This is a genomic window from Amycolatopsis sp. CA-128772, from assembly GCF_002904295.1.
Lineage (GTDB): Bacteria > Actinomycetota > Actinomycetes > Mycobacteriales > Pseudonocardiaceae > Amycolatopsis.
Map to the genome: position 1 here is coordinate 37,206 of NZ_PPHG01000018.1, position 12,749 is coordinate 49,954.

Sequence of the window (12,749 nt, forward strand, 5' to 3'; positions counted from 1 at the left end):
CTGCGCCGGTGCCGGCGCGCGGGAACGCCACCGCCGTTGTTGATCTTCAAGTACCGCGTGTTGATCTTGAAAGGGGGTTCTGATGCTGTCGATTTCCACCGGTTACTCGGTCGACTACGTGCTCAACGAGATCGCCGCGGGCCGGGAGAACTACTACACGGGCGCGGTGACGGCGGGGGAGCCGCCGGGCCGCTGGTATGGCGCCGGCGCGGAGAAGCTGGGGCTGACGGGGCTGGTGGATCCGCAGGACATGCGGGCGGTGTTCGAGTGCTTCGTCGACCCGCGCGACGAGGCGTTCAAGGATCCGGCCCGCTGGGGCGAGGCGTCCACTCTCGGGCACACGGGCCGGAACTATCCGACGGCGGACGAGTTGTACGCCGCCGCGTTGGATGCCGAGCCGGGGGCGACGGCTGAACGCCGCGAGCAGTTGCGGTTGGACGCGAACAAGTCCGCGCGCAAGAACGTCCCGTTTTTGGACGTGACGTTCAGCGTCCAGAAGTCGGTGACGGTCTTGCACGCGGCGTTCGAGGCGCAGCAGGTCCGGGCTGAACGGACGGCGCAACGGCTGTCCGGGACGCTGGACGCCGCGGTGGCGGCGGGGGCGTCGCCGGAGGAGCTGGCGGAGTTCGCCCGGCAGCGCGACGACGCCCGAGCCACGGCGGAGTCGTGGCGCGTGCACCGCGACGCGGTGGAGGATGCGATCTGGGCGGGGAACCGGGCGGCGCTGGACTACCTGTCCGAGCACGCCGGCTATTCCCGGGTCGGGCACCACGGCGGCGCCGCCGGGCGGTTTATCGACGCGCACGACTTCGTCGTCGCGTCGTTCTTCCAGCACGATTCCCGCAACCACGACCCGCAGCTGCACATCCACAACCCGATCCTCAACCGCGTGCAGGGCGCGGACGGGCAGTGGCGGACGCTGGACTCGAAGGCGCTGCACAAGTTCCGCGGCGCCGCCGCCGCGGTCGGCGAGCGCACCACCGAGGAGCACCTCGCCCGCGCGCTCGGGGTACGGGTGGCCACCCGCCCGGACGGCAAGTCCCGCGAGGTCCTCGGGATCGATGCGCGGGTGATGGACCTGTTCAGCTCGCGGCGCCGCGCGGTGACGAAGAAGACCGCCGGGCTGGTGGCGCAGTTCGAGGCGCGGTTCGGGCGCGAACCGAACGCACTCGAGCTGGACCGGCTGCAGCGCCAGGCCACCTTCGCCACGCGCAAGGCCAAGTCCCACGACGGCGAGACCGTCGAGCAGCGCCTGGCGCGGTGGGACGCCGAGTTGCGGGCGGAGGTCGCCGACGGCCTGGCTGGCGTTGCCCGGGACGTGCTGAATCTGGCGCACGGCCCGCGCCCGGCGACGCAGTGGTCGCCGGCGGAGGTGCTGAAGACGGCGATGGCGAACGTGCAGTCCCGCAAGGCCGGGTGGACGGCGCCGGACCTGACCCGCGCGATCTCCGATGCGCTGCCGGATCAGCTCGGCGACCTCGACGGCGCCCAGCTGGCGCGGCTGCTGGACTCGCTGACCGCGGAGGGGGTGAAGCTGGCGACGCCGTTGTCGGCGGCGCGTCCGGGCACGGCGGTGCTCCCGGCGGCGTTGAAGCTGGCCGATGGCCGCTCGGCCTACGACGCCCCGGCGGGGCAGCTGTATGCGACGCCGGAGCACGTCCACACCGAACGCGCACTGCTGGCCGCGACCGCCCGCGGCGGCGCTCCGGCGGTCGACGTCGCCACGGTCGACGGGTTCACCGCCGCGCTGGCCGAGATGGACGTGGTGCTCGGCCCGGACCAGGCCGCCGCGGTGCGCGGCGTGCTGACTTCCGGGGCCGCGGTCGAGTCGCTCGTCGGCCCGGCCGGCACCGGCAAGTCCTTCGTGGTCGGTGCGCTGGCGAGGGCATGGACCGACCCGGGACTGTGGGACGGGAAGGCCCGCCGGGTCGTCGGCCTGGCCTCCAGCCAGGTCGCCACCGACGTGCTTGAGGGCGAAGGCTTGACGGCGCGAAACATCGCGCGGTGGCTGACCGCGCAGGAACGCCTCTCGGCCGGGTCGATGCACCCGGAGCACGAGGCGTGGCGGCTGAACGCCGGGGATCTGGTGGTGGTGGACGAGTCGGCGATGGCGAACACCGCCGACCTGGCGAAGATCCACCACCACGTCGCCGCGGCGGAGGCGAAGCTGCTGCTGACCGGCGACCACCAGCAGCTCGCCGCGGTCGGCGCCGGGGGAGGCATGGACATGATGGCCGAAGCCGGCGCCGCCTACGAGCTGACCGAGGTCCGCCGCTTCGCCGCCGACTGGGAGCGCGGCGCGTCGCTGCGGCTGCGCGACGGCGACGAGAGCGTGCTGGGGGAGTACCACAAGCACGGCCGGATCATCGACGCCGGCACCCGCGAGCAGGCCGAGGCCGCAGCGGCGAAGGCGTGGCTCGCGGACACTCTCGCCGGGAAGCACTCGATCCTCACCGTCGACACCAACGAGCAGGCCGCGCAGCTGTCCGCAGAACTGCGCAACGAACTCGTCCGGCTCGGCCGCGTCGCCGAAACGGGGGTGCCGCTCGGGCAGCAAGGCACCTACGCCGGGATCGGGGACCTGGTGCAGGCCCGCAAGAACGGCTGGCACCTGGCCGGGTTCGCGGGCAACCGCGAGGTCCCGGTCAACCGCAAGCAGTACCGCGTCCTCGACACCCGCGAGGACGGCGGCCTGGTTGTCGCCCGCGTGCTCGGGCGCGAGGCCGGCGTCGGCGAGGTCCTCGGCGACCCGATGACCCTGCCCGGCTCCTATGTGGACGAGCACATGACCCTCGGCTACGCCTCGACCGTCCACAGTGCCCAGGGCCTGACGGTCGACACCAGTCACGCCGTGGTTACCGAATCGTCGGGCCAGCGCGCGCTCTACGTGGGGCTGACCCGTGGCCGACACGGCAACACCGCCCACGTCACCACCCTCGCCGTCCCCGCCGACGCCCCGGACGGCGCGGCGCTGGAGGCGGTGAAGCGGACCCCGGCCGCGGTGCTGGCCGCCGCGTTCGACGGCGCCACGGCGCAGCGCTCGGCGCTGCAGGAGGCGACTGAGGCCGCCGCGGAGAACGACGCGATCCGCACCCCGGCCGAGTTGCTGGCGGATGCGACCGAGCTGGCCACCGCCGGGCGAACCGCGCGGTGGCTGGACGAGCTGGTGGAGGACGGGACGCTGACGGAGAACCAGCGGGCTCGGATCGCCGCCGAGGACGGCGGCCCGACCCTGGCGCGAGTGCTGCGCCGGGCGGAGCTGGCCGGGCACGACCCGCGCCGGGTCCTCGCCGACGCGGTCGCGGTGCGGGACTTCTCCGGGGCTCGGCAGCTGACGAACGTGATCCACGGCCGGATTACCGCCGCGGTCACCCTCGACCCGGTCGGTGACTCCTACGCCGACTGGCTGCCCCAGGTCGACGATCCGCAGTGGGCGACCTACCTGCGGTCGCTGGCCACCGCCGCCGACCAACGCCGCCAGGACCTGGGCAACCAGCTGGCCGAGCACCCGCAGCAGTGGGCGATCGAGGCGTTCGGCACGCCGCCGGCCGACCCGGACGCGCTGGCCGAATGGAAGGAGAAAGCCGGCGTTGTCGCCGCGCACCGTGAGCTGACCGGCGTCGACGACGAGACCACCGCGCTCGGGGCGGCGCCGAAGGCCGGGCAGTCCGATGCCTACGCGTCGTGGCGCTCCGCCTGGCGCACCCTCGGCCGACCGGAGTCGGGGCGCGACGAGCTGGAGATGTCCGACGGGCAGCTGCTGGTCCGGACGCGGGCGTGGGAACGGGAAAAGGCGTGGGGCCCGGAGTTCGTCGGCAACGAACTCGCCGGCACCCACCAGGCCCTCGACACCCGCCGCCGCGACGCGGCGATGCGCCGCGCCGAAGCCGACGCCGCCCCCGACGAAGTGCAGCGGGAGCGGCTGCTGGCCGAGGCCGCCGACGCCGAGGCGCTGGCCGAGGTGCTCGCCGAGCGGGTGCGCGAGCTGGAGAAGGCGGACGAGGCCCGAGCGTTGTGGTACGCCCACACCGCCGAGACCCGCGCCGCCGCGGACCGGTCCCGGCTCGAACTCGCCGCCCGCGACGCCAACACCGACCCGGCGCCGCTGGTGACTGCGGACGAATGGCTCGACGTGCACCACGAGCACCTGGCCGACGAGGACGCCCACCGGCAGGTCACCGCCGAGTACGACCTCGCCGAGACCGTGCGCGAACGCGCCGCCGACACCGCCGCAGCCGAGGCGGAGACCGAGGGCGACGTCGCCCGCGTCGCCGGCGACGTCGCCGAGGTGGTCCCGGTGGAGACCGCGGTGCCCGACGTACGGGAGATCGCCGCCGAGGAGGAGCCGGTCACCGAGTCCGACGAGCTGCGGGTGCCGACAGCGGACGAAACGGCCGGGAAGATCGACCGGGCGCAGCGGGCGCTGCAGGAGATCGCCGCCCGGCACGCGGCCGAACAGCGGCGCGCTGCGGAGGAAGCGCAGGCTGCGAAGATGCACCGACGTCACGAAAGTGACGCCGCCGCGGCGGCCGAGCTGGCCGACGACGACGGCGCCGTGTCCGCGCGATGAGCAGGTCAGCCCTGGCGGGGCGCGGGAACCTCGAGCGGCGGGACACCGCTGCGGCGCCACGCCCACGCCAGGGTCTTGACCACCGCGGGAAGCCAGCCCGGCTGGCTGGCCAGCCACGCCGGCTCGGGCTGGCGCAATAGCAGCACTTCGGCGGCGAGCGCCTCAGCTTCGATGGTTTCCTCGTGCGCCAGGCCGCTGCGATGCGTGACCGGTGCGCTCGGGACGCGCCCCCCGCCGAACCGGCTCGGCACGGTCGCGCCGGCCAGCCACCGGCAGGTCTCGACAACACCGTAGTTCGCCCACGTCTTGTCCTGCTCGTACTGGCGTTCGGCGGCGAGCCACATGCGCGCGAACTCGACCACCGGAACACGCACATTCCCGCGGGGAATGCGATCGAAATCGCGTCCGGTCAGCTCCATGCCTTCGATGGTGGCACAGGGCACCGACAGATCCTGCACTCCGGACGGGCCAATTCGCCCGGGTCCGGTCACCGCTACTGAGGACCGCCCTCTGCGGGCGGAGCAAGGTCCGCGCAAGCGCGGACAGTGCCTTTGCTGCTTCGCAGCCCGGCTTAGCACGGCCCCACCTCACGATCAAGGGGTCAGAAACTTTTTGGATCCACAAAAAGCGCGTGGCTCCAAAAACTTTCTGCCTGATCCCTTGATCGCGAGCCTCCGGGGCCGCGCACAGCGCCGATAAGGGCGACGGGTGAAGCCGTCGCCCGCCCTACGGGCAGCGAAGAAAACCCGGACCAGCAAGCAGCGCCGCCCGCTCCGTACCCGGCCACCGGAAGGCAACCGCCATGGACCTCACCACCGCGAAAGCACTCGTGATCGCCGACAGCCGTGAACAGAACCCCGACCGCGAGATCACCGACGCCGCCTGCCTCGCCGAGGTCCGCGCGTACGGCCGCGAAGAAATCGAGGAATGGATCGAGAACGAGGTGGTCGAGGGCGACGAGCTGGTCGAGGCATACCGCGCCGTGATCGCCGCCACCGACGACGAGATCGCCGCACAGCGCGGCGCCACCCGCGCGCAGACCGACGACGACGCGGACACCGATTGCCTCTGACCCGCTTCCGGGTGGGGCCAATCCTGTCCCGCCCGGGACACCACCGTCCACACCAGACAGGAGAGACGCGCGATGGCGAAGCCGAAGAAGACCCACGAGGAGATCGCCGCCGAGGCGTGCGGGATGACGATCGAGCAGTTCCAGGCATTGAAGGCCCAGACCGCCGCCGCGAAGCAGCGTGGCAAGCGTCCCGCGGGCACCGCAGGCGCCGAGACGAAACTCGCCGGCTGGGGCGCGGTCGAGGGCCAGGAGCAGTTGTTCGCGTGCGAGCCGGAGGGGACCGGGGCGTGACCGCGCGCGTGCTGGTGACCGGGTCCCGCACCTTCACCGACGCCGTCGCGATCCGCGACGCGCTCGCGCAGGCATGGCAGCAGTTCCCCGGCGCGGTGCTGGTGTCCGGCGCCGCGGCTCGGGGCGCGGATCTGCTGGCCGAGCAGTGCTGGACCCACTGGGGCGGCAACGTGGAGCGGTGGCCGGCCGACTGGCGCGGACCGTGCGCCACCAGCTGCCCGCCGGGACACCGCCGCCACGGGCAGCGCGGGGCCTCGTTCTGCCCGGCCGCCGGGATGGTCCGCAACGCCGCCATGGTCGCCGCGGGCGCCGAGGTGTGCCTGGCCTTCATCCGCGACCGCTCCCGCGGCGCCACCCACTGCGCCACAGCCGCTCAGCGCGCCGGGATCCCCACCACCGTGCACCGCTACCGCACCGACGACGACCACCTCACCCTCTGACCACACAGGACGGAGAACGTCATGACCACGACATCCGACGATCGCTGGTTCGAGCGAGAGCAGCAGGTTCGCAAGGCTCACGCTCTGGCGGAGATGCTCACTGCCGCGTCCGAGGCCGAAATCCCGCCGATGGTCTGGACCGTCAACGCCGTCGCGGGCTCGTGCCTGTACGGCGAGATCGACGACCCGTTCGACACGACCCCGCAGGCCACGTTCGACGCCTGGGTGCAGTTCCTCGGCCTGCACGTCAATCGCCGCGGTGACCGCGCCGGCGGAGCCTGTCCGGGGCACCCCCGCATCGACGTCGGCATCTACAACCCCCACCACACGAACGCCAGCGAGACCAGGGCGAGCCGATGAGCCGCACTGCCACGCACCGGCCCGCCACTCGCCGCCGCCGCTTCCGCCATGACGAGCTGATCGCGGTCGATCTGTTCTCCGGGTTCGGCGGGCTGACTCGCGGGATCGAGAAGGCCGGGTTCACCACGATCATGGCCGCCAACCACAACGCCTACAAGGTGCAGGTGCACGAGGCCAACCACCCCGACGCCGAGCACTGGATCGCCGACCTGGTCGACCCGGACGCGGCCGACTACCACTCCGCGCGTGATCTGCCCGCCGCCGATCTGCTGTGTGCGGGGGTGTCCTGCGTCAATCACTCCCAGGCCAACACCCAGAAAGCCTACGAGCAGGGCCTGAGCTTGTTCGACCTCAACGACCCGGACTTCGACTCCCGGGTCACCCGCTCCGAGCGCGACCGGGCGACCGCGAACTGCGTGCTGCACTACGCCCAGGTCAATCACCCGCGGCTGATCCTCGTCGAGTGCACCACCGAGCTCACGTCGTGGGGCCTCGCACTGCCCGGCCGGCCGAAGGTCGGCGACGGCTCCACCTACAAGTGGTGGCTGCGGCAATTCCGCGACCTCGGCTACCGCCACCAGGTGCTGTACCTGAACTCGATGTTCTTCGGCGTGCCCCAGTCGCGAGACCGCCTCTACATCGCGTTCTGGGACGAGAAGCTCCCCACCCCGCAGCTGGATCACCGGCCCGAAACCTGGTGCGACCACTGCTCCCGGATCGTGACAGCCAGGTGGACGTGGAAGACCGGCGTCCCGCCGACCGGGTCGGTCCGCTACGGCAAGCAGTACCACTACACCTGTCCGTCCTGCCGCCGCCCGGTCGTGCCGCCGATGACGCCGTCGCTGGCCGCGCTCGACCTGTCCAACCTGGGCACCCGCATCGGTGACAAGCCGCTCAAGACGTTCAAGCTCCCCGACGGCGGCACCGTCGCCTCGCCGCTCGCGCCGCCGACGATGGCCCGCGCGGAGCGCTGCCGCCGGCGCTTCGCCGAGTTCCCCGCGGTGCTGATGCCTGCGAAGGCCGTGCACGGCACCGAGAAGCACCCGTGGCAGCCGATGGCCACCCAGACCAGCCAGCAGGAAACCGCGATTCTCTCCACCGGCGCGCTGATGGCCGCCGCGGGCAACACCTTCAAACGTCCCGGCTCGGATTGCCCCTCCCGCGGCCTGGAACGGCCGCTGTGGGCGCAGACCGGCACCAACGGCACCGCCCTACTTGCCCCGCCGGCTGCGGTCGCGACGGGCGCGGTGGTCGCGGCGCACCGGCACAACGGCGACGGGCAGCACCTGACCCGGCCGATGGACACCGTGACCAGCACGCACGAGAAGGCGGTCGTGCTCGCGATCGCCAACTACCAGGGCGCGCCCCGCGGCGCGGGCGAGCCGCTGCCGACCCAAGGCGGTTCGGAGACCCTCGGCGTGGTGTCGGCCGGGGTCGTGCCGTTCCGGCAGAACACGATCCCGACGGTGCACGCCGAGGCGATGCCGACCGTCACCTCCGACCAGGTCCCGGGCCTGCTCACCGCGGCGGGCTGGTTCAAGCAGAACGGCAGCAGCGGCACCGAGACCGCGCCGCACCCGCTGACCGACCCGCTCGGCACGCTCACCGGCCGCGACACCACCGGCTTCCTGACCACCGAGTGGCGGGCCGCGCTCGCCGAGATCGAGCTGGAGGACTGCTACTTCCGGATGCTCGCCGCCTACGAGATCGGCCGCGGGTGTGGCTTCGACGTCGACTTCGGCGACCACCGCGGCGACTTCGTCGTGTGGGGCTCGGCCCGCGACCAGACCGACGGCTTCGGCAACGCCGTCTCCCCGGCGGTCGGCACCTGGCTCGGAACCCGCCTGCGCGCCGTGCTCCACACCCCCGAAGCCATCGCCTGACCCCTGTTCTTCCCGGGCGGAGCTGACCCGGCGCCGCCCGGGACTCCACAGCACAACCGACCACAAAGGACATCAATCGTGGAACTCAACGACACCGCCCGCGCCACGCTGAACAGTTTCGGGATCAGCCCGACCCAGTGGGCACAGCAGCACTTCGGCACCGACGAGTGGCACGGCGACGCCTGCGGCTGCACCGACGACCGCTGCATCGGGCACCACCACGACAGACCCGACGACTGCGGCTGCCTGACCGTCCTGCTCACCGCCGCCGCCGCAGAGTTGCAGGCTGCGGTCGACGCGCGCGAGGCCGAGCTCGCCCACGCACCCCGCCGGCCGTTCAGCGCCAGCTTCGAAGGCTGGACCCCCGACCCCGAGGACCTGGAGCAGTGGCCCAACAGCGTGCGCGTCGAGGTCGTCGAGGGCTACGACTCCACGTTCACCGGCGAGGTCACCGACGATGACCTCAACCACGCCGACTACGGCGAAACCCGCCAGCTCGTCGAGATCGACACCAACTACAAGCCCACCCGCGACGGTCAGCACCCGGTTCGGCTGACCCGCGGCGACGCCGCCCGGCTGGCCGCCACGGTCCTGGGAGCGATCGGCGACACGTTCACCAGCCGTCACCTGGGCAGCCTGCGCGCCGGCGAGGCCGTCGACCTAATGCTCGCCCTGGAAACCGTGGCCACCACCTTGCAGCGGGTGCGATTCAGCGCGCTGGCCGACCTGGCCGAGGAACTCGAGCCCGCGGACGCCGACGAGGACACCACTGGGCCGGACCTGGCAGAAGCCGCGGAGTCCGGCGAGGTGCCGGTGTCGAAGCCGATCCCAGCCCTCGCCGCTCCCGCCGGCGAGCGGGGCGAGCAGGAGTCACCGGCCGCGGACGGCGACGAGGCCGAGGGGGAGCCGGAGCTGACGGTGGAGCAGCAGTTCGCCGACGCCCTCGGTGCGGTGTTCGGCAAGGACGTGCGCGCGATCGCCCGCTCGGATGCCTACGGCGCCCTCAAGTACAAGGTCCTGGCCCGCTGCGAGGACACCGGCGAGACCCCGCGGCAGGTCCTGGACACCATCAGCGCCGACGACCGCGCGTTCATCTCCCGCGCCAACGACCCAGCCGCGTTGCTGGCCTCCCGCGTGGACGAGCGGTGAGCACGCCGCACGGGCCGTGCGCGCGGTGCGGGCGGCCGATGGTCCGCCAGCGCGCCGGCGACGGCGCTGTCCCGGCCGGGACGGTGCGCCACCACGGACGCGGCCTGTGCGGCACCTGCCGAACCCACGCAGCCCGCCACGGCGAGCTGGCCGACTACCAGCGCAGCACCCGCCCGATCGCCGACACGCTCGCCGAACACGCCGTGCTGCGCACCTTCGGCGGCCTGGAGCACGACCAGGTCGCAGCCCGGCTCGGCATCAAACCCGCGAGCTTGCAGCGCCAGCTCGACCGCGCCCGAACCCGCAACACCCGCATCACCTGTGAGGAGCACACCCGATGAGGATCCGTTTGGAAGGCACCGAAGCCGAGATCACCGCCGCCGTTGCACAGCTGGCGACCGTGCTGAGGATCGAGGACGCGAGCGATTTCTACCCCAACCGCCCGCGCGGCACCCGGTACCTGCCCCCGGCCGCGGCCGGGGCCGCGAAGCAGGGCCGGGTCTACCTGACCGTCACCACCCCGCAGGAGACCGGCCCGGTCCGGGCCGAGGCCGAACGGACCGACCAGCCGCGCCGGCTGCCGCCGGCCAGCCCGAAGGAGATCCGCTGATGCTGACGCTGCCGCCCGAGCTGACCAAGCGCAACGTCGTGCAGGAGTCGGGGAACCTGTTCGAGAGCGCGTTCGCCGTGCTGGACCCGACCGGCAACTACCGGTACCTGCTCACCCGCACGTGGGCGCCGGGCCCGCTGGTGATGTTCGTGATGCTGAACCCCTCGACCGCCGACGCCGTCACAGACGACCCCACGATGCGCCGAGTCGAGCGCTTCGCCCGCAGCTGGGGGTTCGGCGGGCTGGCGGTGGTGAACCTGTTCGCGCTGCGCGCCACCGACCCGGCCGTCGTGGAGTCCCACCCCGACCCGGTCGGGCCGGACACCGACGTGTTCCTCGCCGCGACCGCACGCCAGGCCGACCGCTGTGTCGCCGCCTGGGGTGCCCACCCGGCCGCGCAGCGTCGCGCGCCGGCGGTGGCGCGGGTTCTCGCGCGGGCCGCGACCCGGCAGTACCAGCCAGGGCTGGCGTGTCTGGGATTGACCAAAGGGCGGGGCGCCGCGGCACCCGCTGTACCTGCCGAAGACGACCACGTTGACCAGCTACACCGAGCCCGACGCGATGGGGAAGTGACGACGACCGAGACCTACCCGAGCTGGTGGAACGTTCCCGGACACATGCTGACGAAGACCGCGCTGGTCGAGCTGGAGTTCCCGCGCACCTGCGACGGCCGGGCTTGGTCCGCGTAGACCGGGGCCGGGCCCGGCGGTCCGGACCCGCCCGGTCCGGTGAGCGCGACCGGGCGAGACGGGTCGAGCGCACGCAGGTCGTGCCGGGCGGGCCGCCGAGGAAGCCCAGGTGAACGAGATGCACCGGCGACACAACGTCGACGCCGCCGAGGCCGCCCAAGTCGACGAGGATGCGGCGGTCGTGTCGTGACAGCGCCGCCGACAGCAGGAACGGGGCGGGAACCGCGCGCGGCAGTGCCTTGGCCCCGCGTGCGGCTCGTTCTTGCTCGCCGAGCCGTCTATAGTGGGAGTCGGCGGACACGTCCCGCCTGACTCCGAGCAGTACTCCGCCCACACCGGAAGCTGCAACCGAGGACAAGCCGTCGCCGACGCAGCGTGATGCACAACTTCTGCACTGGTAGCCGACCTGCGGAGGGTGTGGGGTTCCGTGGAGGATTGGCATGAGCAGTAATGACCGAGCCCGGAAGCGTGCAATCCGGGCTGAGATGGCCGCCTCGGGGCAGAACTACACTCGCGCTGCACATGCAGTGAGTGTGCGTCCGGCCCACCACCTGAGGGCTGTTTGCTTCGGATGCGAGAAGGACGTCCCGCCCGGCAAGGGCGTCGTACACATCTCGCACCGCGAGGTCAATCGGGTGCTAGAGGCTCAAGACGCTGCCAACAAGCGGCAGGCCGAGAGGGCCGAAGCCGAGGGCCGAACAGGACTCGCCGCAAAGATGCTCACGATGGGTGACTTACGCGATGAGCCCGAGGAAGCGCGGTGGCAGGTGCACTGCGACGACTGCAACCCTCATGACGATGACTGCGACAACTGCTACTGGTTCTACGTCGAGCGGTGCAGCACCTGGGCACAGTTGGCGGACTGGACCGCGCACCTATCGGAGAAGGACTGGGTGCTCCAGGCAACCAACTGGATGCAGTTCATCCGACAAACCGCACACGGTGCGAAGGTCGGCCTGGTCTGTCACCCCGAGGACCGTTACAAGGACGCATAGCTCTTTGACCTGATCGTCGGGATGTTCGGCCGCCGCTCGCGACGCCGAGCGGCGGCATCCGACAAAGTTGATCAATGTCGATCATAGTGACTGCGAATACCCGTCGTCGCGGTACACAAGAGCCACTCCAGACACGGCCTGGTTCAGGCTGACCAGCGGCAGCCGCTCCGGACGGCGTGGACCCGCGCTTTTGCAAGGCGAAGCTTGCGGGTTCGGTCCGCCGCGGCGGCGCCTCACGCTGGGCCGCGCTCAACGAGCAACGCCTGATCGCCCGCCTGGCTTGGGGACGCTGCGCCATGAGCGGAATCAAAGGTCTGTGCCTCATTCGCGCGCGAAGCCGGAGACACGTGCGAAACGTGCAATTGCTGAAACTGCGGCAAAGAAATGAACTTGAAATTCATCTGCTCAATTCGTCTGGTTTGAAGTACGGTTCTTCTCATGGCGAATGCAGAATCTCCTTCATTGTATGTGGCGGCGGATGTGAACTCCGGTGAAACCTTGACGGGCCCTCGGGAGATGCTGACGGTCGAACAGGCCGCCGACCGGCTCGCAGTCAGTCGCACCACCATGTTCGCGCTCATCAAGGATGACGTAGTGCCCAGTGTCCTCATCGGCCGCAATAGGCGCGTCCCGGCCGATGAGTTGACGGCCTATATCGAGCGGCTTATCGCTGAAGCGGGGGAGTGCTGA

General features: G+C 71.5%; 13 protein-coding genes. 12 read left to right on the plus strand and 1 reads right to left on the minus strand.

The window, feature by feature from the left end; genetic code table 11:
- The first annotated feature begins 82 nt into the window (after window positions 1-82).
- A complete protein-coding gene (gene mobF, locus C2L59_RS50035; protein WP_103348695.1) occupies window positions 83-4,570 on the plus strand; it encodes a MobF family relaxase in 4,488 nt (1,495 codons plus the stop codon).
- A 5-nt stretch (window positions 4,571-4,575) separates the two neighbouring features.
- On the opposite strand, the gene C2L59_RS07060 is transcribed toward mobF, so the two are convergent.
- Window positions 4,576-4,989, minus strand: a complete 414-nt coding sequence (locus C2L59_RS07060) for a hypothetical protein (RefSeq protein ID WP_146060281.1) — start codon at window positions 4,987-4,989, stop codon at window positions 4,576-4,578.
- Between the two features lie 383 nt (window positions 4,990-5,372).
- Here C2L59_RS07060 and C2L59_RS47795 point away from each other — a divergent pair, with 383 nt between their 5' ends.
- The 11 genes from C2L59_RS47795 to C2L59_RS07105 all read left to right on the plus strand — a co-directional run bounded on the left by C2L59_RS47795 (window position 5,373) and on the right by C2L59_RS07105 (window position 12,749).
- A complete protein-coding gene (locus tag C2L59_RS47795) occupies window positions 5,373-5,642 on the plus strand; it encodes a hypothetical protein (RefSeq protein WP_199198950.1) in 270 nt (89 codons plus the stop codon).
- Window positions 5,643-5,714: 72 nt separating this feature from the next.
- On the plus strand, window positions 5,715-5,933 hold the full coding sequence (locus C2L59_RS47800; RefSeq protein WP_199198951.1) for a hypothetical protein: 219 nt from the start codon (window positions 5,715-5,717) through the stop codon (window positions 5,931-5,933).
- Window positions 5,930-6,373 (plus strand): SLOG family protein, encoded by a 444-nt coding sequence (locus C2L59_RS49785; RefSeq protein ID WP_199198952.1) that lies wholly within the window; start codon window positions 5,930-5,932, stop codon window positions 6,371-6,373. Before C2L59_RS47800 ends, C2L59_RS49785 begins: the two co-directional genes overlap by 4 nt.
- 21 nt (window positions 6,374-6,394) lie before the next feature.
- Window positions 6,395-6,733 (plus strand): hypothetical protein, encoded by a 339-nt coding sequence (locus C2L59_RS07070; protein WP_103348697.1) that lies wholly within the window; start codon window positions 6,395-6,397, stop codon window positions 6,731-6,733.
- Window positions 6,730-8,616 (plus strand): DNA cytosine methyltransferase, encoded by a 1,887-nt coding sequence (locus C2L59_RS07075; protein ID WP_103348698.1) that lies wholly within the window; start codon window positions 6,730-6,732, stop codon window positions 8,614-8,616. Before C2L59_RS07070 ends, C2L59_RS07075 begins: the two co-directional genes overlap by 4 nt.
- 78 nt (window positions 8,617-8,694) lie before the next feature.
- The gene (locus C2L59_RS07080) at window positions 8,695-9,765 is read left to right on the plus strand and encodes a hypothetical protein (protein ID WP_103348699.1); all 1,071 of its coding nucleotides are present in this window, start codon (window positions 8,695-8,697) and stop codon (window positions 9,763-9,765) included.
- Window positions 9,762-10,106 (plus strand): hypothetical protein, encoded by a 345-nt coding sequence (locus C2L59_RS07085; RefSeq protein ID WP_146060282.1) that lies wholly within the window; start codon window positions 9,762-9,764, stop codon window positions 10,104-10,106. Before C2L59_RS07080 ends, C2L59_RS07085 begins: the two co-directional genes overlap by 4 nt.
- Window positions 10,103-10,375: a hypothetical protein gene (locus C2L59_RS07090; protein WP_103348701.1), complete on the plus strand. Its 273-nt coding sequence runs from the start codon at window positions 10,103-10,105 to the stop codon at window positions 10,373-10,375. Before C2L59_RS07085 ends, C2L59_RS07090 begins: the two co-directional genes overlap by 4 nt.
- Entirely contained in the window at window positions 10,375-11,064 is a 690-nt protein-coding gene (locus C2L59_RS07095; RefSeq protein ID WP_199198953.1) for a DUF1643 domain-containing protein, read from the plus strand. The genes C2L59_RS07090 and C2L59_RS07095 overlap by 1 nt, the downstream gene beginning before the upstream one ends.
- Window positions 11,065-11,504: 440 nt before the next feature.
- The gene (locus tag C2L59_RS46945; RefSeq protein WP_146060283.1) at window positions 11,505-12,059 is read left to right on the plus strand and encodes a hypothetical protein; all 555 of its coding nucleotides are present in this window, start codon (window positions 11,505-11,507) and stop codon (window positions 12,057-12,059) included.
- A gap of 438 nt (window positions 12,060-12,497) precedes the next feature.
- Window positions 12,498-12,749: an excisionase family DNA-binding protein gene (locus C2L59_RS07105; RefSeq protein WP_233223316.1), complete on the plus strand. Its 252-nt coding sequence runs from the start codon at window positions 12,498-12,500 to the stop codon at window positions 12,747-12,749.